This is a genomic window from Pseudomonas sp. BAY1663, assembly GCF_000582595.1.
In the GTDB taxonomy this organism is placed as follows: domain Bacteria; phylum Pseudomonadota; class Gammaproteobacteria; order Pseudomonadales; family Pseudomonadaceae; genus Stutzerimonas; species Stutzerimonas stutzeri_AF.
Genome location: NZ_AZSV01000004.1, coordinates 1 through 23,138, shown reverse-complemented (window position 1 = coordinate 23,138; position 23,138 = coordinate 1). Strand labels below are relative to the sequence as shown.

The 23,138-nt window shown below is 66.1% G+C and carries 16 protein-coding genes, 1 tRNA gene and 7 pseudogenes; 14 read left to right on the top strand and 10 right to left on the bottom strand.

The features are described from left to right. The first annotated feature begins 342 nt into the window (after positions 1 to 342). The 7 genes and pseudogenes from BAY1663_RS02205 (at position 343) to BAY1663_RS02180 (ending at position 7,232) form a co-directional block, all read left to right on the top strand. Entirely contained in the window at positions 343 to 1,881 is a 1,539-nt protein-coding gene (locus BAY1663_RS02205) for an MBOAT family protein (RefSeq protein WP_037037658.1), read from the top strand. Between the two features lie 23 nt (positions 1,882 to 1,904). Beyond that, positions 1,905 to 3,806 carry an HAD-IIIC family phosphatase gene (locus BAY1663_RS02200; RefSeq protein WP_037037656.1) on the top strand — a complete coding sequence of 634 codons (1,902 nt, stop codon included), beginning with the start codon at positions 1,905 to 1,907 and terminating at the stop codon, positions 3,804 to 3,806. Further along, positions 3,803 to 4,051: an acyl carrier protein gene (locus tag BAY1663_RS02195; RefSeq protein WP_037037654.1), complete on the top strand. Its 249-nt coding sequence runs from the start codon at positions 3,803 to 3,805 to the stop codon at positions 4,049 to 4,051. Before BAY1663_RS02200 ends, BAY1663_RS02195 begins: the two co-directional genes overlap by 4 nt. A 3-nt stretch (positions 4,052 to 4,054) precedes the next feature. Then, a complete protein-coding gene (locus tag BAY1663_RS02190) occupies positions 4,055 to 5,122 on the top strand; it encodes a hypothetical protein (protein ID WP_037037652.1) in 1,068 nt (355 codons plus the stop codon). A 78-nt stretch (positions 5,123 to 5,200) separates the two neighbouring features. Next, a pseudogene (locus BAY1663_RS02185) lies at positions 5,201 to 6,183 on the top strand (lipid A deacylase LpxR family protein). A gap of 282 nt (positions 6,184 to 6,465) precedes the next feature. Beyond that, on the top strand, positions 6,466 to 6,636 hold the full coding sequence (locus tag BAY1663_RS23230; RefSeq protein WP_128576036.1) for a YhfG family protein: 171 nt from the start codon (positions 6,466 to 6,468) through the stop codon (positions 6,634 to 6,636). Then, positions 6,636 to 7,232, top strand: coding sequence for a putative adenosine monophosphate-protein transferase Fic (locus BAY1663_RS02180; protein WP_037037646.1), 597 nt, complete (start codon positions 6,636 to 6,638; stop codon positions 7,230 to 7,232). Before BAY1663_RS23230 ends, BAY1663_RS02180 begins: the two co-directional genes overlap by 1 nt. 77 nt (positions 7,233 to 7,309) lie before the next feature. On the opposite strand, the gene BAY1663_RS02175 is transcribed toward BAY1663_RS02180, so the two are convergent. The 5 genes and pseudogenes from BAY1663_RS02175 to BAY1663_RS02155 form a co-directional block, all read right to left on the bottom strand. Further along, positions 7,310 to 7,385, bottom strand: a tRNA-Thr gene (locus tag BAY1663_RS02175). Positions 7,386 to 7,488: 103 nt separating this feature from the next. Continuing rightward, positions 7,489 to 8,240 (bottom strand): annotated as a pseudogene (locus BAY1663_RS02170) (DUF3618 domain-containing protein). Then, entirely contained in the window at positions 8,237 to 8,662 is a 426-nt protein-coding gene (locus BAY1663_RS02165; protein WP_037037644.1) for a phage holin family protein, read from the bottom strand. Before BAY1663_RS02165 ends, BAY1663_RS02170 begins: the two are co-directional and overlap by 4 nt. Then, positions 8,628 to 9,391, bottom strand: a pseudogene (locus tag BAY1663_RS02160) (hypothetical protein). The gene BAY1663_RS02165 and the pseudogene BAY1663_RS02160 overlap by 35 nt, the downstream one beginning before the upstream one ends. Before the next feature lie 440 nt (positions 9,392 to 9,831). Continuing rightward, complete coding sequence (locus BAY1663_RS02155; protein WP_256206501.1) at positions 9,832 to 12,195, bottom strand: glycoside hydrolase family 5 protein; 2,364 nt, start codon at positions 12,193 to 12,195, stop codon at positions 9,832 to 9,834. A 490-nt stretch (positions 12,196 to 12,685) separates the two neighbouring features. Between BAY1663_RS02155 and BAY1663_RS02150 the strand changes: the two genes are divergently transcribed. Then, positions 12,686 to 12,898, top strand: a complete 213-nt coding sequence (locus BAY1663_RS02150; RefSeq protein WP_037037642.1) for a DUF2945 domain-containing protein — start codon at positions 12,686 to 12,688, stop codon at positions 12,896 to 12,898. A 7-nt stretch (positions 12,899 to 12,905) separates the two neighbouring features. Continuing rightward, positions 12,906 to 13,487, top strand: a complete 582-nt coding sequence (locus BAY1663_RS02145; RefSeq protein WP_037037640.1) for a DUF488 family protein — start codon at positions 12,906 to 12,908, stop codon at positions 13,485 to 13,487. Between the two features lie 267 nt (positions 13,488 to 13,754). Here BAY1663_RS02145 and BAY1663_RS02140 read toward each other — a convergent pair whose 3' ends face one another. From BAY1663_RS02140 to BAY1663_RS02130, 3 genes and pseudogenes are all read right to left on the bottom strand, one after another. Then, positions 13,755 to 14,591: a S1 RNA-binding domain-containing protein gene (locus BAY1663_RS02140; protein WP_037037638.1), complete on the bottom strand. Its 837-nt coding sequence runs from the start codon at positions 14,589 to 14,591 to the stop codon at positions 13,755 to 13,757. 107 nt (positions 14,592 to 14,698) lie between these two features. Beyond that, positions 14,699 to 17,028, bottom strand: a pseudogene (locus BAY1663_RS02135) (glucose/quinate/shikimate family membrane-bound PQQ-dependent dehydrogenase). Between the two features lie 177 nt (positions 17,029 to 17,205). Then, entirely contained in the window at positions 17,206 to 18,354 is a 1,149-nt protein-coding gene (locus BAY1663_RS02130) for a PQQ-dependent sugar dehydrogenase (protein WP_037037637.1), read from the bottom strand. A 190-nt stretch (positions 18,355 to 18,544) separates the two neighbouring features. On the opposite strand from BAY1663_RS02130, the pseudogene BAY1663_RS24390 reads away from it, so the two are divergent. From BAY1663_RS24390 to BAY1663_RS02115, 4 genes and pseudogenes are all read left to right on the top strand, one after another. Further along, positions 18,545 to 18,723 (top strand): annotated as a pseudogene (locus tag BAY1663_RS24390) (hypothetical protein). Between the two features lie 87 nt (positions 18,724 to 18,810). Continuing rightward, a pseudogene (locus BAY1663_RS02125) lies at positions 18,811 to 19,535 on the top strand (RNA pseudouridine synthase). 132 nt (positions 19,536 to 19,667) lie between these two features. After that, positions 19,668 to 20,438 (top strand): hypothetical protein, encoded by a 771-nt coding sequence (locus tag BAY1663_RS02120; RefSeq protein WP_037037635.1) that lies wholly within the window; start codon positions 19,668 to 19,670, stop codon positions 20,436 to 20,438. Between the two features lie 72 nt (positions 20,439 to 20,510). Beyond that, positions 20,511 to 21,059, top strand: coding sequence for a hypothetical protein (locus BAY1663_RS02115; protein ID WP_037037633.1), 549 nt, complete (start codon positions 20,511 to 20,513; stop codon positions 21,057 to 21,059). 182 nt (positions 21,060 to 21,241) lie between these two features. On the opposite strand, the gene BAY1663_RS02110 is transcribed toward BAY1663_RS02115, so the two are convergent. After that, positions 21,242 to 21,430: a hypothetical protein gene (locus BAY1663_RS02110; protein ID WP_037037631.1), complete on the bottom strand. Its 189-nt coding sequence runs from the start codon at positions 21,428 to 21,430 to the stop codon at positions 21,242 to 21,244. A gap of 155 nt (positions 21,431 to 21,585) precedes the next feature. Between BAY1663_RS02110 and BAY1663_RS02105 the strand changes: the two genes are divergently transcribed. Further along, complete coding sequence (locus BAY1663_RS02105; RefSeq protein WP_037037629.1) at positions 21,586 to 22,440, top strand: DUF6279 family lipoprotein; 855 nt, start codon at positions 21,586 to 21,588, stop codon at positions 22,438 to 22,440. A gap of 155 nt (positions 22,441 to 22,595) precedes the next feature. On the opposite strand, the pseudogene BAY1663_RS02100 reads toward BAY1663_RS02105, so the two are convergent. After that, positions 22,596 to 23,138: pseudogene (locus BAY1663_RS02100) on the bottom strand (ATP-dependent DNA helicase); the annotation flags it as partial.

Here is a 23,138-nt window from a genome sequence, read left to right as displayed (position 1 = left end):
AACGGAACGCCCGGGATGGCTCGCCGACGAAAGGCCGGCCGCTGCAGGCCAGGCCGTTCGCGGGGTTGCCGGCCAGAGACGGGAAAGCGCCCGGTGGCGCACGGAACGCTGAAACTTTTGCTTACAGCTCCAAGTCGGAGCCAGAGGAGCTCAGGGGGTACCGGCCGGGTGGCCGATGCCCGAGCGAAGCATCCGGTGAAGGACCGAGGATGCCGCGGCACCTGCCAAGGGCGGGCGCAGTGCCGCGACGGTAGTAGACGGTTACCGAACAGGATGGATCGCCCCGCCCCACAGGCGGTCTGGGCAGCGTTGAGCACATACGCTGAACAGGGATTAAGGAAGATGCTTTTCAATTCTGTGGAGTTCATCGCGGGATTTCTCCCGCTGGTGTTGATCGGATTCTTCGTGCTGACCGGCTCGGGCCGGCAGCGCCTCGCGGTCATCTGGCTGACCGTCCTGTCGCTGGTCTTCTATGGCTGGTGGAACCCGGCCTACGTGCCGCTGCTGGCCGGCAGCATGCTGTTCAACTACCTGCTCGGCGGCTACCTGCGCCAGCACCCCTCACGCCTGGTGCTCGGCCTGGCGATGGCGGCCAATGTGCTGCTGCTCGGCTACTACAAGTACACCGGCTTTCTCTTCGGCAACCTCGACGAAGCCTTCGAACTCGGCTGGCGCGTGCACGACATCATCCTGCCGCTGGCCATCTCCTTCTTCACCTTCCAGCAGATCGCCTATCTGGTCGATGCCCACGACGGCGTGGTGGAGGAGCACGGCTTCGCCAACTACTGCCTGTTCATCAGTTTCTTCCCGCAGCTGATCGCCGGGCCGATCACCCACCACGGCGAGATGCTCGCCCAGTTCCGCGAGCGCGCTACCTTTCGCGCCCGGCTGGACAACCTCTCCCTGGGCGCGACGATCTTCCTGTTGGGGCTGTTCAAGAAAGTGGTGATCGCCGACACCCTGGCGCTGAAGGCGACACCGGTGTTCAGCCTCGCCGTCGATGGCTCGATTCCATCCTTCTACGACGCCTGGACCGGGGCACTGACCTACACCCTGCAGATCTACTTCGACTTCTCCGGCTACAGCGACATGGCCATCGGCCTGGCCCTGCTGTTCGGCATCAGCCTGCCGGCGAACTTCAACAGCCCGTTCAAGGCACGCAACGTCATCGACTACTGGTCGCGCTGGCACATGACGCTGACGCGCTTTCTTACCGCCTACATCTACAATCCCATCGTGCTGCGCGTGACCCGCGCGCGGATGGCGGCCGGCAAGCCGCAACCGCGGCGCGGCAGGATGACCGCCGGAACCTTCTTCGCCCTGGTCGCCTATCCGACCGTCTTCACCATGTTCATCTCCGGCATCTGGCACGGTGCCGGCTGGCAGTTCGTCGTATTCGGCCTGTTGCACGGCTTCTACCTGGTGGTTGCCCATGGCTGGCGCGCCTGGAAGGTGAGCCACGGGCGCCAGCTGGACAGCGACCTCTGGTGGCATCGGCTGCCGGCGGTGCTGCTGACCTTCCTCTGCGTGGTGGTGGCGATGGTGTTCTTCCGCGCCGCCGACGTGCCGGCGGCGCTGGCCGTACTCGCCGGCATGCTCGGGCTGAGCCCGGTCAGCACGCGGATGGACCGTTCCGACTTCGTCTACATCGCCGCGCTGCTGCTGTTCGTCTGGGGCATGCCGAACATCCAGCAGTGGATGGGGCATTTCCGTACCGCGCTGAATTTCCAGCCGCAGCCGCACTGGACCGGGCGCTGGCTGCCGTTCGGCGCCTGGCGCCCCGCCCCCGCGTACGGCGTGGCGATCGGAATGCTTGGGTTCTTCGCCCTGGCCGTCGCCTTCTCCATGGCACCGACCGAATTCCTCTACTTCCAGTTCTGAACCGCGACAAGGAGTCCCTGGTAATGGAACAACTCTCCTGGCTACCCCCACATCCCGACCTCAGCGCCGCCATCGGCCAGGCCAAGCACCTGGACGATCCGCTGGTGCGCCTGGCCGAAGCCATCCGGCTCGCCGGCTACCGCCGGGATTTCACCCTCACCGCCCGGCTGGACCGGCTGGCCGCCGCCGTGCTGGCGGAGCATGCAGCGGCGGCGCGACTCATGCCGCTGCGCGTGGCGCTGCTGGCCTCGCACACCGTGGATCACCTGCTGCCGGCCATTCGCGTCGCCGGGTTGCTGCGGCGCCTGGCGCTGGCGCTGCATGTCACGCCCTACGGCATGTATCGCCAGGCGCTGCTGGCCGACGACCCGGCACTGAACGCCTTCGTCCCGCAGTTCGTGGTGCTGGCCCTGGATGCCCGCGACACGCCGCTGCAGGTGCCGCTGGACGCTTCGCCGGCCGAGGTCGATACCGCCGTGCAGGCGCGTGTCGACGAGCTGCGCCTGCTCTGGCGGCGAGCCCGCGAACGCTACGCCGCGCAGGTCGTGCAACAGACGCTGGTGCCGGTCGATCCGCCGCTGTTCGGCTCCTACGAAGCGCTGGTGCCCGCCTCGCCACTGGCCCTGATCGAGCGCCTGAACGCCGCCATCCGCAACGCCGCGCGGGAAGACGGCGTGCTGCTGCTCGACCTCGCCTGGCAGGCCGGCGGTTATGGCAATGGCCTGGCCGACCCGGTGCGCTGGCATCAGGCCAAGCAGCTGGTCAGCCCGACGCTGGCGCCGCTCTATGGCGACCACTTGGCGCGGGTTCTCGCCGCCGCGCTCGGGCTGTCGCGCAAATGCCTGGTACTCGACCTGGACAACACCCTGTGGGGCGGCGTGGCCGGCGACGATGGGGTCGACGGCATCCAGCTGGGCCAGGGCAGCGCCAGCGGCGAAGCCTTCCTCGCCTTCCAGCGCTACGCCGCGCAACTGGCACGCCGCGGGGTGATCCTCGCGGTATGCAGCAAGAACGACCTGGACGTGGCCGAAGCGGCGTTCGCCCACCGAGAGATGGCCATCACCCGCCGCGATGTCGCCGCCTTCATCGCCAACTGGGACGACAAGGCCGGCAACCTGCGGCGCATCGCCACCTTGCTCGACATCGGCCTCGACAGCCTGGTGTTCGTCGACGACAACCCGGCCGAACGCGACATCGTGCGCCGTGAGCTGCCCGCCGTGGCGGTCCCGGAACTGCCCGAGGACGTCGCCGACTACCCGGCCCGGCTGGCAGCGGCCGGCTATTTCGAGGCGGCGTCCTTCACCACCGACGACACCGGCCGCGGCCGCAGCTATGCCGCCAATGCCGAGCGCAAGGTGGCGCTGGGCCAGGCCACCGACATGGACGGCTACCTGCGCGGCCTGGACATGATCCTGCGCGTTACCCGCATCGGCCCCGCCGAACTGGCGCGCAGCACCCAACTGATCAACAAGACCAACCAGTTCAACCTCACCACGCGACGCTACACCGAGGCCGAGGTCGAGCGCATCACCGGCGATCCACGCGCCATCGCCCTGGCCCTGCGCCTGGAAGACAAGTTCGGCGACAACGGCCTGATCAGCGTGGTGCTGGCACGCCCCGACGCCGGCATCGAGGCGAACGAATTGCTCATCGACAGCTGGCTGATGAGCTGCCGCGTGCTCGGCCGCCAGGTCGAGGCCGCGGTGCTCGAGGCCCTGGCCGATGCTGCAGCGGCAGCCGGCTGGCATGCACTGGTCGGCGAATACCGACCCACCGAGCGCAACGGCATGGTGGCCGAACATTATCCACGGCTGGGCTTCCAGCAACGCCCGGCCCCGGCAGGCGCCGAGCGCGACGCAAATTTCTGGCGCTGCGAGCTGGCCTCGCGCGCTCCCCTCGACCACTTCATCCAGGTGCAAGCATGAACGAAAAGGACATTCTCGCGGCGCTGACCCAGGTCTTTCATGACGTGTTCGACGATGACGACATCGTCCTCAGCGCGCAAACCACCGCCGACTGCATCGATGGCTGGGACAGCCAGGCGCACGTCCTGCTGATCGTCGCCGCCGAGCAGCGCTTCGGCATCAAGTTCCGCACCGCCGAACTGGAATCGCTGAAGAACGTCGGCCACTTCGTCCAGTTGATCCAGACCAAGCTCGAGGGGCGCTAAGCCATGAGCGGAACCGTCGAAACATCCCTGGGCGGTTCGGCCGCCCGGGCCGAGGCCGATCCGGCCGGCATGCGCGCGACCTACCTGCTGGCCCTGCTCGTCGGGCTATTCGGCTCGCTCGGCGCCTTCGCGCTGTTGCTGGCCGGGCTCGAGATCACCGACAACCTGCCCCCGCCGGCCTTCTCCAACAGCCTGTGCGTGGACGAGAAGCTCAGCTTCCTGCGCGACAATCCCGTGCGTGACCCGAACCTGCTGGTGATCGGCTCCTCGGTCGCCTGGCGCCACGTCGACGGCGAGGTACTCGTCGAACAGGCACCCGGCTCGCGCCCATTCAACGGCGCTTTCTGCGGGCTGCACGCGAACCAGGCGGTCTACGTCGCGAACTGGCTGCTCGACCGCCATCCGGGCATCCGCCAGGTGGTGATGATTGTCGATCCACTGGACTTCGCCGGCTGCTGGAAGGTGCCGGACGCGGTATTCGACCGCAACGACGTCGACAGCTACGTCAACGGACAGGTCTCACCCTGGAACTACTATCTGCGTTACTTCTCGCCGCGCTCGCTGCTGCACAATGCACGCACGATCAAGGCGCAGCGGGCCAACCTGATCGAATGGGACCCGCTGGTATTCAACCGCTACGGCGATGGCCCGCTGGAACCACGCGGCGACCGTGGCCTGTTCTACGGGCGCCCGGACCCGCTCGATAGCGGTTGCTTCACTGCACTGGCGGCACTGGCCGGCCGCCTGGAGCAGGAGAAACGCCAACTGATGGTGGTATCGACGCCACTGCATCCGCAATGGAAGGAAGAGTTCGATCACGACGGCAGCTTCCTCGACTACTTCGACAACCGACTGAGCGCCGCGCTAGCCGACAGCGACACGGCCCGCTACTGGAACGCGGACCGCGAATGGGTCGCCCCACCCTCGGCCTTCGTCGATGCCATCCACCTGCGCTGGTCAGCGGTGCGGGATTTCTCCTCGGCGCTTGCCCGGCAGTTGCTCGAGGCCGAGCAGGACGCCCTGGACGACTCGATCATCGCCGAAAATGCGGGAACCTTTGCACAACCATGAGCCCCAAGCGAACCGGCATGCGTGACGGCGGTCCAAAGCGAAACATACAAAAACGAATGTAAGCCCAGGAGTACCGCCATGCACTGCCCACCTCTGCTGCGTCCCTGCCTGCTCGCCACCCTGTTCGCCGTACCGACGCTGGCATCGGCCGGCATCCTCTCGATCAAGGCGGAGAACGACATCATCTCCTCCGGCAGCGATGGCCATTACAGCAACGGCCTGGAACTGATCTGGGGCTTCGAACCGCAACGGGAACACTGGAGCCGCAACGTCGCCGACTTCCTGCCAGGGTGGTCGGGTGACACCGTGAGCAATGTCGCCTACCGTTTCGGCCACCAGATCTACACCCCCGAGGAAATCGAGACCGACCGCCTGCTCGAAGACGATCGCCCCTATGCCGGACTGATGTTCGCCGGGCTGTCGCTATTCGCCGACACGCAGCACGAGGCTGGCGGGCGGCCGAGGGGCTGCACCTGGACGTCGGCATCGTCGGCCCCGCCGCCGGTGGCAAGCGGCTGCAGCGTGCGGTGCACAAGGTCACCGACAGCGACGAGCCCATGGGCTGGGACAACCAGCTGGAGAACGAACCCTTCATCAACCTGGCCTACCAGCACCGCTGGTGGTTGCAGGAGCGCTTCGCCGGGCTGGAGCTGGAATACGGCCCGAGCCTGGGCTTCTCGCTCGGCAATCTCTACACCTACGCCTCGGCCGGGCTGGGCGCACGCCTCGGACAGAACCTCGGGCGCAGCTTCAGCATTCCGGCGGTGACACCGGCGCAAAGCGGCAGCCAGTTCTTCCGCCCCGGCGGTGGGTTCGGCTGGTATGGATTCGCCAATGTCGAGGGGCGCTACATGGCGCAGAACATGCTGCTCGACGGCAACACCTTCGAGGACAGCCATTCGGTCGATCGTCGCGAATGGGTCGGCGACGCCAAGCTCGGCGTGGCACTGACCTGGGATCGCTGGCAACTGGCATTCGCCAGTGTCTGGCGCACCCACGAGTTCGAAGGCCAGCAGGAGCACGACCAGTTCGGCTCGATCACCCTCTCGACCTGGCTCTGACGAGCCACTGCACCTCGAAACGAAAAGGCCCGCATCGCTGCGGAAAAGGGCAGTTTCTGGCACGCGCAAACGCACCAGAACATGGCCAACGCACAGACGAATCCTGGGCCACGGCGATATCAAGATGACGATGCGGTACTCGCATCTGGCGCCGGATCACTTTGCCACCGTGCTCAGTCATTCGCCGCTGGCGTTGCTCAGCCAGAAGGACCGGCAAGACGCTGCGAATTAGCATCCGCTATTCCGCTATAATGACCCGCACACCGCGAACGAGGTTTAGCTATGCCCGATCTGACCTTGGAAGAGAAGAAGACCTACTATGCGAAGGTCCGCCAATCGAACTATGCCGCCAGCCTGCGCCTGGAAGGCTTCGATACCACACCAGCTGACGCTAAACGCAAACTTCCAACTCGCGAAGCTGCCCTGAGAGCCTTGCGTGCTCGGCAGGCTTGATGCTCGATAAGTACGGTGTCGGTCAAGATCCTCTCTGCTATCCAGGCACCACGGTTCTACGCAACCGCCTGGACCTGACCGATGACCAAGCGCTTCACGCTGCTGAGCGCACGCTTTCCGAAATCGCTGCAGGCACCATTGACTTCGCCCTTCCTCCCTACGATCTCACCTATCTGCAACGGATCCACCGCACTCTCTTCGAAGATGTTTACGAATGGGCGGGAGAGCTACGTACCGTGGACATATCGAAGGGCGGTACGCACTTCTGCAACGTTACCCGAATCGAGCCTGAGGCCACGAAGCTCTTCAGACAATTGGCGGCGGCCAACTGGTATGAGGGGATGTCACGGCAACAGTTGGTTTCCGCTGTCGCTGAACTCTATGGCGACCTGAACATGGTCCACCCTTTCCGGGAAGGAAACGGACGTGCGCAGCGGATCCTGTTTGATCACATCATTGTGAACGCCGGCTATGAGATCAACTGGTGGCAGGTCGATGAGCGCGAGTGGATCCAAGCCAATATCGACGCGGTAACCTGTGACTATCAGGCGATGACCAACATATTCCAGCGCTGTATCGGTCAAGCGATCCGCTAGCGGGACAAGAAAGGGACACTTGTGAGACACCGGCCCAAAAACAAAAGGGCTAGCCGAAGCTAACCCTTTGATTTCATTGGTGCCGGAGACAGGAGTCGAACCTGCGACCTTCGCATTACGAATGCGCTGCTCTACCTACTGAGCTACACCGGCGCCAGGCGGCGGATTATCGGGGGTTCTGCGGCCGGACTCAAGCCCGACCGCAGTCGCTGCGGTGAAATGTCGAGTGGCGCCCCGCCAAGCGGGCGTTTTGCGCTCAGTGAGGCCTCGAAATGGCTTGGCTGTCGTCGCGGCCGAGGTCCTGTTTGACCTGGCTGGCCAGCTGCTCGCCCTCGGCGCTGGCCATCTCGTAGCCTTCACGCGCCTTCTGCTTGAGCCTGCCGGTGAGCTCGTCGCTGCTCGGGCCCATCAGCTCGTCCTCGCGCCGCGTAGGTGGCATCGATGCGGCAAGCAATGCGCCCAGGGCGATACCCATGGCTCCCAGTGCCAGTGGTTGCTCGTTGAGCAGTTGCGAGAAACCGCCACGGGCACGGTCCGCCGTATGGCGCAGGCTATCGGCTGCATGCCGGCCGGAATCACCGACACGCTGGCGCGCATTGTCCAGCGTGCTGGAGGCATCGTGGCGCATCTGCGCGGCCTTGTCCTTGATGCCGCTGCCCTGCTGCTTGAGGCCCGAGGCCTTGGCAGCGAGCCTGTCGGTCACCGACGGGCCGCTGGTTGCACCGTAGTCCGGTCGCCGGTTCTGCCCGGCCATGAGCCAGACCAGGCCGATCGAGGTGAGCAGCGTCGGCACCGGATTGGCCTTCACGGTATCGCTCAGGTTATGCAGGAACTCCCCGCCGCCGCCCTTGGCATAGCCCAGCGCGGTATCGATCATCTGCCGGGCGACAGCTTGCTTTCCAGGGCGTGAACGATATGGTCGATTTCGGCGCGCTGCTGGTCGATTTCCCGTTCGAGGGTGTCCGGGTCTTTCTGCGCTTCGGCGTCGATCCGATGATGAGTGCTCATGCGTGCCCCCTGACGACTTCTTTGTCTTTATTCAGCGAATGAAGGGTGCGATCGGGCTTGAAGGACGAGGCTTCGAACTTCTTCTTGCCCGCCGCGACCATGATCAGGCCGATGACCATGACCACGCCGCCGACGATCAACGCCGCCAGCCAGGTTTCCATCAGGGTGCCCAGGAAGTACACGGCGGCCATCAGCAGGATGATGAAGCCGGCCAGCAGCACCGCACCGCCGGTGGCGACACTGGCGGCACCGGCCTTGGTGGCGCGCAGCGATTCGTTCAGCTCGGCCTTGGCCAGTGCCAGCTCCTTGGTGAACAACGACGGCACCTCACGGGTCAGCTGGCGCAGCAGGCCGCCGACCGAGCCGTCCGGTTCGGAATGGAGCGGTTCATAAGGCGTATTGAGGTTGCGTTGCTCGTTCATCGATTAAGCCTCCATCTGTGCCTTTGCCATTGTTGCCGAGGCCCTGGGTTGCCGGGGGAACGCCGGCGTTGCTGATGCTGCCGACGGTGCCGGCGGGTGCGCCGCTGGAGAGGCGCGAATCCAGCTCGGCCTGGCTGGGCAGGGTTTCCGCCGTCACGTCCGCCGGCACGCCCAGGGGTGAGGTGGGATGCGGTCGCGCGGCGTCGGAATGGCCGTAATCGTGGGTCGCTCGCGGTGCCCGGCCTGCGCCCGGTGGCTGGAGGCGCGAGCGAAGCGGGTCAGGCCGAAGCCGAGGGCGACGCTGCCGGCGATGAACAGTGCCGGATTGTTGCGGGCCAGGCGATTGACCTCGCCGACCAGCTCGTCGACGCTCTTGCCGCGCAGGTCGTCGGCGAACTCGACCATGCTCTGCGCCATGTCGGATACGTAGTGGGACAGTCCCGCCCGATCCTGCTGTTCCAGTTCCGCCGCAGCGGCCTTGGCGCTGCGGGCGACCTTTTCCAGCTCGTCGGCGGCGCTGCCGCGATAGTTCTCGAGCTGGATCTTGCCCTGCTGCTTGACCTGCTCGGCGGCCTGACGCGCACTCGCCTTGGCCGATTCGCTCATCTGAGAGGCATCGGGGCCAGCGGTCTGCGCCGGAGCCTGGCTGGGCGAGCTGTCCGTGGACTGCAGGGAGCCGGTCTTGGCTGGGCCGCCATAACCTGTGATGTCTTCATCGGGTGTCGTCATGTTGATCCACCTTTCATGGGGTTTGGCCGGATGACCACGGTCCGTTGAAACACAGCGATGCGGGGTTGCCGCGGCCGTGCAGTTTCAGTGCGCACATAAATGGTGACCGGGGCCCAAATTTTGAGTTCCGTCGCTCCAGCCGGGCGGTTCAGGGCTTTGCCGGCGCAGTCGCGGCCCCGGACCGGCACGCCGTGGCAGCCAGCGCCGGGGGCGAAGCGACTCGCCCAACCGAATGGCCGGGACCGGCCGGCATGCGCTCTGGGCTGCGGGTTGGCGGGGAATCGAGCAGGCGAAGCGGCATGGGATGGGGTATCGCCCAGCACGAGATGCACCCGGCTGCTGCCGCGGGCTGACGAGCCGTAGCGAAGGCGCGTTCTTTTCGGCGGGCAAACGCAAGAACGGGCCCGAAGGCCCGTTCCGTATGCATCGCGTCTCGGCCCTTACAGCGGGCCGATGCTGGTGCAGCTGTGCGCCGTCTTGGCGTGCTTCTGCAATACCGGCAGCTGCGGGCGCTGCTTGCCGCTGCTGACATCCAGCGACAGGGCGTAGTCGCCCCACCAGGGCCCGGCCGCCCAGTAGGTGCTGGGAATGCAGTTCTGGCGCAGGTAGGCCATCAGGTTGTCGGTGGCGACGATGGCCGACGGGGAGAAGTCCGGCACGCCGTGCTCGCCGATGTAGCCGCGCAGTTTGTTCTGCTTGAGCCAGTCGACGAAGGGCTTGACGCGATTCACACCGACCATCGGGTCGAACGTCTCGCTCTTGTTGAAGTAGTTGCCGGAAAAGTCGCTGTCGACGTACATGTGGGCTTCGTACACCAGGTTGTTCTTCGGATCGCGCATCCAGGCGTTGCTGATCAGCTGGCTGTTGTAGTGCGGCCAGTGGTAGGCGCTCGACCAGCGATCGCCGGCGACGTAGATCCAGCGCTGGGCATCGACGCTGCGGATCGCCTGCGCGGCGGCCAGGGCAGCCTGCGGCCACAGGCCATTGGTGGAGTACGGCTCGTTCATCAGGCCGTAGCCTTCGACGGCCGGATGGTTCACCACCTGCTGCGCAATCTGCTTCCAGACCGCGGCGAAGGAGCTGATGGGCACCTCGTTCGAGCCGATCAGCTTGCCGAAGTAGCGGTAGTAGTTGTGCAGGTCGAGGATCACCTTGACGTTGTGCTTGTGCGCGAAGTCCAGCGACTGCTTGAGACGCGCCAGCTCCTCGGCATTCAGCGGGGTGTTCAGCTTGGGCTGGATGCGCTCCCAGAGAAACGGCAGGCGAACCAGCGGCATGCCCAGGTCGGAATACTTCTTGTAGTACGACTCGGCCGGGTAGGTGTAGTTGGTGCCGTGCGTGCCGGGCACCACGGAAGGCCCGAAACCGGCGCCCGACAGGTTGACCCCGACCAGCCGCGGCTTGCCATTGGTGGTATCCGGCGCGGTAGGCGCCGGCAGGGCGATCTCGGACTGGCTGCTGTCGGCAGGTGCCGAAGGTGTGCTGACGCTCGACTCGCTGATCACGGAAACGGTCTTCGGGTAGCCCAGGGTAGTGCCGTTGAGCACCGCACCTTCCACGAACACGCTCATGTTGGCGCCGACGATCTGCGCACGCAGGATCTTGCGTACCTGGCCGTCGGCCAGTTTCACCGACGCCCCCGCCTTGAAGGCGGCGACGTTGGCGGCAGTGGCCTGGATGGAGAAACCGGCCGAAGCGCGGTAGACACCGTTCAACCAATCGGTATTGGTGAAGTTGTTCAGGTTGCTGGTCGCCACCGTAGTGGTTGGCGAGGGCGCGGTCAGCGCCGGGCTGCTGGTAGCCGAGGCCAGGCTCAACTTATTGGGCGCACCGACAACGCTGCCATTAACCGCGGCGCCATCGAGGAACACACTCATATTGCTGCCGACAACTTGTACGACAGTCACTTTGCGCACCTGGCCGTCGGCAAGTTTGACCGACACGCCAACTTTGAAAGCGGACTTATTAGCGTCGGTCGCCGGAATGGAGAAACCGGCGGACTTGCGCCATACACCGTTCAGCCAATCGGTATTGGTGAAGTTATTGATGCTGGTGGCGTAACTGGTTTCGGTAGATGGCGCCGGGGCCGGCGTCGATGTATCGGTCGACGTACCGGCAATGCTGACCGAACGCGGCGCGCCCACCTTGTTGCCGTCGATCAGCGCACCGTCGAGGAACACGCTCATGTTGCTGCCGACGATCTGCACGCGACTGATCCTGCGCACCTGGCCATCGGCCAATTGCACCGAGACGCCAGCCTTGAAGGCCGCCTGGTTGGCGGCAGTGGCCTGGATGGAGAAACCCGCCGAGGCGCGGAACACGCCGTTCAGCCAATCAGTATTGGTGAAGGCGTTGATGCTCGCCGAAGTACCGCTGGACGGTGCGGTGCTCACTGGCGAAGTCGTCGTCGAAGTCCCGGCGATGGTCACCGCACGCGGCGCGCCCACCTTGTTACCGTCGATCAGCGCCCCTTCGAGGAACACGCTCATGTTGGCGCCGACGATCTGCACGCGGCTGATCTTGCGCACCTGGCCATCGGCCAGTTGCACCGAGGCACCCGCCTTGAAGGCCGCCTGGTTGGCGGCAGTGGCCTGGATGGAGAAACCCGCCGAAGTGCGGAATACACCGTTCAGCCAATCGGTGTTGGTGAAGGCATTGATCGGCGCGCTGACGCTGGACGTGGTGACGGCGGTCGATGCGGCGGCGAGCGGTGCGCTTGCAACCATGAAACCGCCCATGAGCGCAGCCATGGCAACAGAGGTGCAGAGCAGTTTGCGAGCACCGGCAAAAACAGTGGTGGGCATTCAATCTCTCCGGAACTTAATACGTCTAAAGGCGTTGCCTTTAAAAAAGTGGCGAGAGCTCAATTGAGTCGTGGGGCGTTGCGCTGGAAGAAAAGCCGCAGGTGACACAACCAAACGAACCGTTCAGCAAGAAATCCCCCGCCGCCCCCCTGAACACCGGTCAAACCTCTTGCGTGGCGGCTTTATAATAGGTTCAAAAAAGGAATGGAAATTTTTCTGACGGAAATGTATCGCCAGAAAATCGCCGTTAATTGCGAGTGGCTATTAATTTGATACTGTCAAAAATCAATTTGATATCCAAATGACACTATGAAAATCGTGCCTGAATAGCTTCAGAACAAGTTATGCGCGTCATTTTTTTGAATTCTGCAAGTAAGAAACAGGCAAAAGCTATTGCAACTTACCCGACGAACGGCAATTGGCAAAAGGCGAGACCTTCCTCTGCGCATCGGGGTCAGAAGAAGTATCGGCAACTGCACAGGGGCCACTCATGGGCGAGCATTTCAAGGTGGGCGATCACGTCGGCTGGAACTCAGAGGCGGGGCATGTCAGCGGCACGATCATCCGCGTGCACACGCGCGATACCCACTACAAGGGCCACCTGCGTCACGCCAGCGCGCAGGAGCCGCAGTACGAAATCAAGAGCGACAAGACCGAGCACATCGCCATGCACAGGCATTCGGCGCTGAAGAAACTGCCCTGAGGAAACGGTGAAACAGCCATCCGCCATCTGGACCATCGGCCACTCGACACGCTCGCTGGAGCAGTTCGTCGAGGTGCTCCGGCAGCACCGCATCGAAGCCATCGCCGACGTGCGACGCTTTCCCGGTTCGCGGCGGCTGCCGCAATTCGGTGGCGACACGCTACGCAGCGCGCTGGCTGAGCACGGCATCGATTATTGCTGGTTCGAAGCGCTCGGCGGCCGGCGCCGGGCGCATGCCGACTCGCAGAACATGGCCTGGCGCAATGCATCGTTTCGCGGCTATGCCGACCATCTGCAAAGCACGGAATTCGCCGAAGGCCTGGCGCGCCTGCTGGAACTCGCCGCGCGCCGTCGCACGGCGATGATGTGCGCCGAACTGCTCTGGTGGCGCTGCCACCGCTCGCTGGTGTCGGATGTGCTGAAGGTGCGTGGCATCGAGGTGCTGCATATCCAGGACGACACGCCAGCGATCCCCCATCCCTTCACCGCCCCGGCCCGCCTCGTCGACGGGCGGCTGAGCTACGTTCCGGGCCGCGGCGAGGCGCTCGGGAAGCAGGCCCGGAACGAACAGATCAGCCTGGATCTGTAGCCGTCAAGCCAACACCGCTTCCGATACCCGGCACGGTCCGGCGGTGACGTAGGTTGGGTTGAGCGCAGCGAAGCCCAACGCCTGGCGGTGAGGTAATGGGCGGACTGTGGTGTATGGCTGGAAACTCGTTTGTTGGGCTTCGCGGAACTCAGCCCAACCTACGGTAGGGTGCACTGCACGCACCGCATGCGCCGAGGCCCGGCCCGATGGTGCGCGCAGCGCACCCGAAAGCGAAAGCCCCATGTACCAGGACGGTCGTTTCGACGCTCAGGCCCGCTCGATGCGGTCGGGATGGATGACGATGCGCCCCTGCTTGTAGAGCCCGCCGATGGCCTTCTTGAAATTGCCCTTGCTGACGCCGAAGCGCCGGGCGATCTCCTGCGCCGGGCTCTTGTCGCTCAGTTCGAGCACGCCCTGGTTCTCCTCGAGCTGCTGCAGGATCAGCGCCTGCAGGGCATCCGCGGCCTCGCTGCCCATGGGCTGCAGGCTCAGGCTGATCTTGCCGTCGGCGCGCACTTCCTTGATATAGCCACGCTCGCGCATGCCGCCACGGAGGAACTTGAACACCTCGTTCTTGTGGATCAGCCCCCAGTGCCGGCCGTTGATGATCGCCTTGTAGCCCAGGTCGCTGGCCTCGACGATCAGCAGGTCGACCGCCTCGCCGGCCGTATAGGCAGCCGGGGTCTTGTCCAGATGACGGTCCAGGCGCGCGGTGGCGGTGATGCGGCGCGTGCGCTTGTCGATGTAGACGTACACCACGCAGTAGTCGCCGACCTGCAGCGGGCGCTTTTCCTCGGAGTGCGGCAACAGCAGGTCCTTGGGCAGGCCCCAGTCGAGGAAGAGGCCGACGCGGTTGATCTCCACCACCTTGAGGCTGGCGAACTCGCCGACCTGCACCTTGGGTTTTTCCGTGGTGGCGATCAGTTTGTCCTCGCTGTCGAGGTAGACGAAGACGTTGAGCCAGTCGTCCACCTCGGTCGGCGTGTCCTTGGGGATATAGCGCTTGGGCAGCAGGATCTCGCCATCCGGACCACCGTCCAGGTACAGGCCGAAACCGGTGTGCTTGACGATGGGCAGGCTGTTGTAGCGTCCGATTGCGGCCATTTCAGGTGTCCCGAGCAAGAAAGCTGGCGATTCTAGGTCCGTTGACGTTTCGGCGCGAGCCGCATTGCGGCGGCGGACGCCCGCAAGGCTGCGCCGGCCGCCTCGCTTCAGCGCGGCAAGGCATAGGCGATGACCGAATCCCCGGCCCTGGTGCCCAGCGAGCCGTGGCCGCCGGCGACCACCACCACCATCTGCCGGCCCGAGCGGCTGCGGTAGGTCATCGGCGTGGACTGGCCGCCGGCCGGCAGCCGCGCCTTCCACAGCTCGCGCCCGGTGGCGGTGTCGTAGGCGCGCAGGTAGTAGTCCAGCGTGCCGCTGAGGAAGGCCACGCCGCCGGCGGTGAGCATCGGCCCGCCGAGGCTCGGCACACCCATCTTGAACGGCAGCGGGAGCGGCGCACGGTCGCGCACCGTGCCGTTGCGGCGCAGCCAGTGAGTCTTGCCGGTGCGCAGGTCGGCCCCCGCCACGTAGCCCCACGGCGGCGCGGTACAGGGCAGGCCGAGCGGCGAGACGAACGGGCCCAGCTCCACCGCGAACGGCGAGCCGAAATTCTCGTTGAGGAACGGCTCCTTGCCGGAGACGTAGGTCGTCAGGTCGTCCTCGCGCGGCACCAGGCGCGAGGTGAAGGCCAGGTAGGCCGGCGTGCTGAAGACCATCTGCCGCACCGGATCGACCGCCACCCCGCCCCAGTTGAAGACGCCGAAATTGCCCGGATGCACCAGCGTGCCCTGGGTCGACGGCGGCGTGTAGCGGCCCTCGTAGCGCAGCGAATGGAACTGGATATGGCACAGCATCTGGTCGACCAGGGTCGCGCCCCAGAGGTCCTTGCCCTGCAGTTTCGGCGGTTCGTAGGACAGCGCCGAAGCGGGCTGCGTCTCGGCGGCCCAGTCGCCTTCCGCGGCACCCTGCGGCGCCGGCACCTCGCGCACCGGCAGGATCGGCTCGCCGTTGCGGCGGTCGAGCACATAGATATCGCCCTGCTTGGTCGGCGCCACCAGCGCCGGCACCGGGCCGTCCGCGGTCTGGATGTCGAGCAGGCTCGGCTGCGCCGGCACGTCCATGTCCCACAGGTCATGGCGCACGGTCTGGAACACCCAGCGCAGCTCGCCGCTGTCGATATCCAGGGCGACGATCGAGGACGAGAAGCGCTCGCTGTTCTCGCTGCGGCGGCCGCCCCACTGGTCCGGCACCTGGTTGCCCAGCGGCACGTAGACCAGGCCCAGTTCCTCGTCGGCGCTGGAGATGCTCCAGCTGTTCGGGCTGCTGGCGCTGTAGGTCTGCCCGGCGGCGATGGGCGCGGTCGCCTCGGGGTTGCCGGGGTCCCAGTTCCATTTCAGCGCGCCGCTGTAGACGTCGTAGGCGCGGATCACCCCGGACGGCTCGTTGGCGCGCACGTTGTCGTTCACCGCCCCGCCGACGATCACCAGGTCGCGGGCCACCACCGGCGGCGAGGTGGAATAGTAGAAGCCCTCCTTCACATGCGGCATGTTCGCCCACAGATCCACCTCGCCGTTGTCGCCGAAGCCGGGGCAGATCTCGCCGGTATGGGCGTCCAGCGCGATCAGACGGGCATCGGCGGTGGGCATGAACAGGCGCTGGCGGCAGGCCTGCCCATCGGCGGGCTCCGGCGCGGCGTGATAGGACAACCCGCGGCAGGTCAGGTGCTGCCGGTTGACCGAATGCGGCACCTTGGGATCGAAGCGCCAGCGCTCCTCGCCAGTCTCGGCGTCGAGGGCGATCACCCGGTTGTGCGGCGTGCACAGGTACAGGCTGTCGTCGATCTTCAGCGGCGTGACTTCGTAGGTGGTCTCGTCCGGGTCGTCCGGGCCACGCAGATCGCCGGTGCGGTAGTGCCAGACCGGTTGCAGGCGCTCGACGTTCTGCGGGGTGATCTGCGCCAGCGGCGAATAGCGCTGGCCATGCTGGTTGCGGCCATAGGCATGCCAATCGCCGGCGGGGACCGGATCGTTGCTGGCGGGCGCCCCGGCCAATGGCGGCGGCAGCATGCCCTTGATGTCGTGGCTGTCGTGGCCGATGGCGTAGACGGCCGTCGCGCCCCACAGCGCCACCGCCAGCAGCAACGGCAGCGCGGCGCCGCCCCAGGAACGGAAACCGAACGGCTGCCAGCCCAGCCGCCGCACGATCCACGGCGTCAGCAGCCAGAGGCCGAGCGGTACGACGATGCTGCCGCGTGGCGCCAGTTGCCAGCCGTCCAGCCCAACCTCGTAGAGCGCCCAGCCCAGCGTGCCGAGCATCAGCAGCGCATGGACCACAGCGCCGCCCGCCGCCGCATCAGCAGCAACGCGCCGGTGAGCAGGAAACCGATCGCCACGATGGCGAAATACCAGGTCCCGCCGAGGCTGATGACCTTCGCCCCTCCCGCGCCGAGCGCCAGCCCCAGGATGATGCAGAACGCACCGCTGATGACTACAGCCACAACCCTCTCCTTCCGTCTTGTTATCGGCCCCGGGGCCGTGCCGGCATGCAGGGCCGACGCCCCACGCCCGGGTGCGGAACGCCGCGTTGTGGCGGCCTCCCAGAGAGTGGACCGGCGCGGGCGCGCGATTGCTCCCGTGTCGTGCGGCGATTGACCAACGACGAAGCGGCGTTCGCGCTACCGCGCCTGCAAGCCGACCTGCAGCAGCCTGCCGTTGCCGGCATCGGTGAGCAGATAGAGGTAGCCGTCGGGGCCGACGCGCACGTCGCGGATACGCGCGCCCAGTTCCTTGAGCAGGCGTTCCTCGCCGACGATGCGGCCACCGTCCAGCTGCAGGCGGATCAGCGACTGGTCCACCAGGGCACCGATGAACAGGCTGTGCTGCCAGGCGGGAAAACGGTCGGCGTCGTAGAACGCCATGCCGCTGATGGCCGGCGACTTCGCCCAGACGTGATACGGCGGCTCGGTGCCTTCGGCGGTTTTGCCCCTGGCCTCGGGGATCGGCAGCATGCTGTAGTTGATGCCGTGGGTCGCCAGCGGCCAACCGTAGTTCTTGCCGGCCTGGGGGATATTGATCTCGTCGCCGCCGCGCGGGCCGTGCTCGTGGGTCCAGAGCACGCCGCTCCAAGGGTTGAGCGCGGCGCCCTGCTGGTTGCGATGGCCGTAAGACCAGATTTCCGGGCGGGCGCCCTGCTGGCCGACGAAGGGGTTGTTCCGCGGCACCGTGCCATCGGGGCGGAGGCGCACGACCTTGCCCTGGAGCTTGCCCAGGTCCTGCGCGGTCGGCCGCTGGTTGTTCTCGCCGAGGGCGATGAACAGGTAGCCCTCGCGATCGAACACCAGCCGCGAGCCGAAATGGATGCCGTTGGAGAGCTTCGGCTGCTGGCGGAAGATCACTTCGAAGTCCTCCAGCCGGGCCAGATCCTCGCTGAGCCGGCCGCGGCCCACTGCCGTCCCGGCCATTCCCTGCTCGCCGGCTTCGGCGTAGCTCAGGTACACCAGCCGGTCCGTGGCGAAATCCGGCGACAGCTGCACGTCCAGCAACCCGCCCTGGGCGCGGGCGAATACCTCCGGCACGCCGCCCAGCGGCTCGGACAGGCTGCCATCCAGGCCGACCAGCCGCAGGTGCCCGGGCCGCTCGGTCACCAGCATGCGCTTGCCATCCGGCAAGAAGGCCAGCGCCCAGGGATTTTCCAGGCCTTCGACGATCGGCTTGACCAGCACCTGGCCCTGCTCGCTGGGGTAGCGCTGCGGCTCGGCGGCGAAGACGAACGCAGCGACGAAAAGCGAACCGCAGAGCGCGGTGCGAATGACGGGATGCAGCATGGTGGTCCTCCGCTATGGGCCGACGGTCGCCAGCCCGAACCCTGGCTGACGGACATTAAAGTGAAGACCAAACCAGCCCCGGACGTGCCGCGAAAACGCTTCAAGAAATGACCGTAGACAGAAACCTGAACAAAAAACGATCAAAATCTGTATAATGCCCGGTTCGACCGATTGAAGGAAAAAGCACTCCATGGCCACGAAAACCACCAGCGCCAAGCGCAAGCCCGAACCCGCAACCGAAACCAGCCAGTCGCTCGCCGAGCAGATGGCCGCCTTCCTCAAGGCCGGCGGTGAAATCCAGACCATCCCCAACGGGTCAGTGGCCAGACCCAGGGACCGTCCCGGCAGATCACCATCAGCAAGAAGTGATGGCCTGAAATCGCAACGCTTTCGGCGAGCCAGCACCGTCCGCACTGCGGCTCGCCGCGTTCTTCCCCACTCCCCGCCGAGTTCAGCATGACCGACCCCGTGCGCCTGTCCAAACGCCTCGCCGAACAGCTCGGCTGCTCCCGACGCGAGGCCGAGCTGTATATCGAGGGCGGCTGGGTGACCGTCGACGGCCAGGTGGTGGAAGCCCCCTTCCGCAAGGTCGAACCCGAACAACGCCTCGAACTGCGCGCTGGCGCCACGGCGATAGAGATCGCGCCAGCCACGCTGCTGTTGCACAAGCCTGCCGGCCAGGCAGCCAGTGCCGATGCCGAAAGCGCCCTGCGCGTGCTCACGGCGGCCACGCACTGGAGCGAAGACCCCAGCCGCATCGAGCCCCTGCGACGCCACCTGCTGCGGCAGAACGAGCTGCTGCCGCTGGATACCGAGACCAGCGGCCTGGCGGTCTTCAGCCAGCAGCGCGAGGTGATCCGCGTCCTGACCGGCTCGCGCAACCGGCTCGAACAGGAATACATCGTCGAAGTCAGCGGCGAGCCCGAGGCCAACGACCTGGCACGGCTCGCCAAGGGCATCGACCATCGCGGCCGGAGCCTGCCGGCGGCCAAGGTCAGCTGGCAGAGCGAAAATCGCCTGCGCATGGTGCTCAAGGAGCCCGCGCCGGGCGAGGTACGCCTGCTCTGCGAAGCCATCGGCCTGCACGTGCTGGCGAGCAAGCGCATCCGCATCGGCCGGCTGTCGATGGCCAGGCTGCCGGCCGGCCAATGGCGCTACCTGGCGCGCACGAGCGCTTCTGATCCCGCCGCTCGCGCTCCCCGACGCTGCCGGAACACCGGCCAGCGGGGTAGGCTTGCTTTGCATGCTGTGCTGAATCAGTCTTGAGCCACTTGCCGGGTCGAACCGATCCGCTGCCCGTCTCCAGGACCGCAATGCAGAAACTGCTGCTGTTGTTGCTGCTCCTCTCCCCGCTGAACGTCCTGGCGGTCGAGCGCGTCGCTGTCTGGGCCTACCAGCCCTCGCCCCCCTTCGCCTCCGAGCACAGCCAGGGCCTTTCCGAAGCCCTCGTGCAGTTGCTCAACGAACACTCGACCAACCAGAAGCGCTTCGACTTCCAGCTCACGCAGCTCCCGCGCAAGCGCCTCGATGCGCGGCTCGCCGACAACGAGCCCGGCGTGCTGCTGTGGGCGACCCCCGAATTCTTCCCGGCGCGGCTGACAGCAGGGGCCCACTGGACGCTGCCGCTGCTGTGCGACACCCAGGATTTCATCTCCCGCAGCGCGGCCCCCTTCGATTACGACGGGCCGCAGTCGCTGCATGGGCGTAGGCTCGGCGGCATCCTCGGGCATCGCTACACAGCCCTGGAAGAGGATATCGGCCAGGGCCTGATCCACCGCGAGGATGTGCACAGCGACCTGCAGAACCTGAACAAGCTGCTCTCGGAGCGCATTGACGTGGCCCTGATGCCACGTTCGGCATGGCTGTTCTACAGCGTGACCGAGGTATCGCAGGCACAGCTATACGTTTCCCCGAGCCCGCTGTACGTGTTCGACCGCCACCTGCTCACCACCGCCAGCCTCGGTCCCGAGGCCACCCAGTTCATCCAGCAACTGGTCACCGACCTGCCGCGCAGCGCCCTCTGGCAGCAGTTGCTTCGGCGCTACGGCCTGCAGCAGATGAGCGCCCCCTGCCCGAAATACTGAGCAAGCGCCTCTGGCGAATCGAAGCTGGCACGGCCCATACTGGCGAAACAACGAATGGAGAACGCGTCAGTCATGAAAAAGGCACTGGTGATCGGCCTGCTGCTGGCCCTCGGCGGTTGCGCCACCGGCCCCTGCGAACCCTGGAGCGATAGTGCCTGCCGGGCCGAGCAACTGCTGTACCAGAACGACCTGCTGCAGGCGAAGATCCTGATCACCGTCGGCAACGAGGACGGCTACGAACTGGCCCAGGCCTTGCTCGACCGCAGCGCCCCCCTCGACCGGCGCGGAGAGATCGAGCTCTACCAGGCCCTGCTGCTGATCCGCCAGGGGCCGGAAACCTCCCAGGTCCTGCGCCTGCTGGAAAAGGCCAAGGCCAAGGGCCATCCCCACGCCGTCGCCCTGCTCTACAAGATGTACCAGGAGCCCTACCTTCTCGACGAGCCCGACCCGGCCAAGGCCGAGCACTACCGCCGGGCCTACGCCGAGCTGGACGTCGCCCGCAGCGGCTACCCCTCGTTCGAGAAAGCCCTGGAGGTGGTCGACCAGTTGGTCGCCCCGCCGCCGCCCATGGCCGACTACCGGGCGCCCTGCCCGCAGTATTGCCTGGAGCTGTCGCGCTAGCCCCTACCGGCCAGGTACGCGGGGCATAACACGCGGGGCAGGGCCAATGCATTTCCACGGCGTGACAAAAGGCTGGGTAGGCTGGGTAGGCTGGGTTGAGCTCAGTTGAATGTTGGGCTTCGGCGCTACGCGCCTCACCCAACCTACGCATTACGCCCCACCCAGCGCGGCAAGGGCGAACGTCAGGGCGCGGGCGTCTCCGACAGCCGCGGCTCCTGCTCGCCGTTGGCTACGGCGCGCGCTTCCTGCTCGGTGGCGTAGGGGCCGCCGATCAGCGTGCCGTCCAGTTCCACCACCCAGCAGACGGCCCAGGTCGGGCGCCAGGCTTTGGGTACGTCTTCGCCGCTGAGGTGCTTGATCTGCGGGGTCATGGCGTTTCTCCACTGCTGTTGGCCAAGTTGCCGCGGCTCGTGTCGCGGCCCATACGGGGAAGACCATGCGCGTCGCAGTTTTTCTCGCCCGACCTGACGAAACCGCCGCCGGTGCCGCGGCTCTACAGAACTGTCGTTACAGGCGAGGACCCGTGATGCGCTTGACCGGCCGGCTGTTTCTGCTGACGCTGCTCGGCTGCCTGCTGCTGGCGGGCTGCAGCCGCGCGACGCTGGTCTACCGCAACCTCGACCTGCTGGTGCCCTGGTCGCTCGACGATTACCTGGACCTCGACCGCAACCAGCGGCAAAAACTCAGAGCCCGCCTGGGCGAGCACCTCGCCTGGCATTGCCGGACCCAGTTGCCCGACCTCCTCGCTGGGCTCGAGCGTTTGCGCCAGCAGAGCGCCGGCGGCGAACTGGACCGTGATCACCTGCGCCTGCATTACCTCGAGGCGAAGCAGGCGATTCACGCGATCGCCGTCGAAATCACCCCGACCGCCACCGAGCTGCTGCGTGACCTCGACGATGCCCAGCTGCACCAGCTGGCCCGGGCGCTCGACAGCAACCGCCTGGAACATCGCGAGAAATACCTGGCGCCGCCGCTGGAGCGGCAGATACGCGAACGGGCCGAACGCATGCAGGAACGCCTCGAACACTGGTTCGGGCCGCTCGACGCGGCGCAGCGCCAACGCGTGCTGGCCTGGTCGCACGGCCTCGGTGCGCAGAACGCACGCTGGCTGAGGAACCGCGAACACTGGCAGCGCAGCCTGCTCGACGCGCTGAATGCGCGCGACGAACCGGGCTTCGCTGCGCGCATCGCACAATTGCTGCAGGAGCGCGAGACCCTGCTGAGCGAGGCCGACCGCACCGCGCAACGCAGCGCCGAACAGGCCGCGCTGACGCTGCTGGCCGACCTGCACGGCATGGCCGACGAACGCCAGCGCGAGCATCTGCAACAGCGCCTGGCGCGGATGCACCAGGATCTCGCCACGCTGGACTGCCGGCCCTAGCACATATCGGCAGTCGATTCTGGAGGAACCCGCCTGCGGGCGATCCGTCGCAACACCGATGATCGCCGGCAAGGACTCGGCGTCCCCCCGGGCTCCTACAAGGACTCCGACGCAACACCAGGGCTGTTGACGTTTCGTTCGCGGCCGCGCCGGAATCAACCTCTCCCTAGCAGCCGCCGGGCCTCATGCTGCCCGGCCTCGTCCAGCTCGGCCAGCAGCTGCGGCTTGCCGGCCACCAGCGCCGCCAGCGGCACGCCGTCGCGATAGAGGATGCGGTTGCCGGGCAGCGCCGGCACCTTGTCGCCGGGCAGCAACGTGCCCAACTGATTCAGCGGATCGACCGCCGACACCGCCACCAGCTCGCCGGACAGCGGCCGCTTGCGCACCTCGCGCAGCAAGCCGAGCGCTTCCGGCAGGGCGAACTGCTCGCCGGCCACGCCGGCGACGAAGCGCCCGCCGCGAAGCTCGCCGCGCGCCTCCAGCCGGTGGTAGACCCGCAGCAGTTCGCGCCACGGCGGCAGCCAGTCGGCCTCACGCGCCAGCAGCCGCCAGAACACCACGCCGTAACGGCGCAGCAGCACCCGGGCGATATGCTCCAGCGCCGCGGGATCGAGCGTGGGCCGCGCGCCGGCGGTTCGGCATTCGCGCCGGGTTTGCGCACCAGCGCCCAGCGACCGGCATCGGCCATGCCACCGATG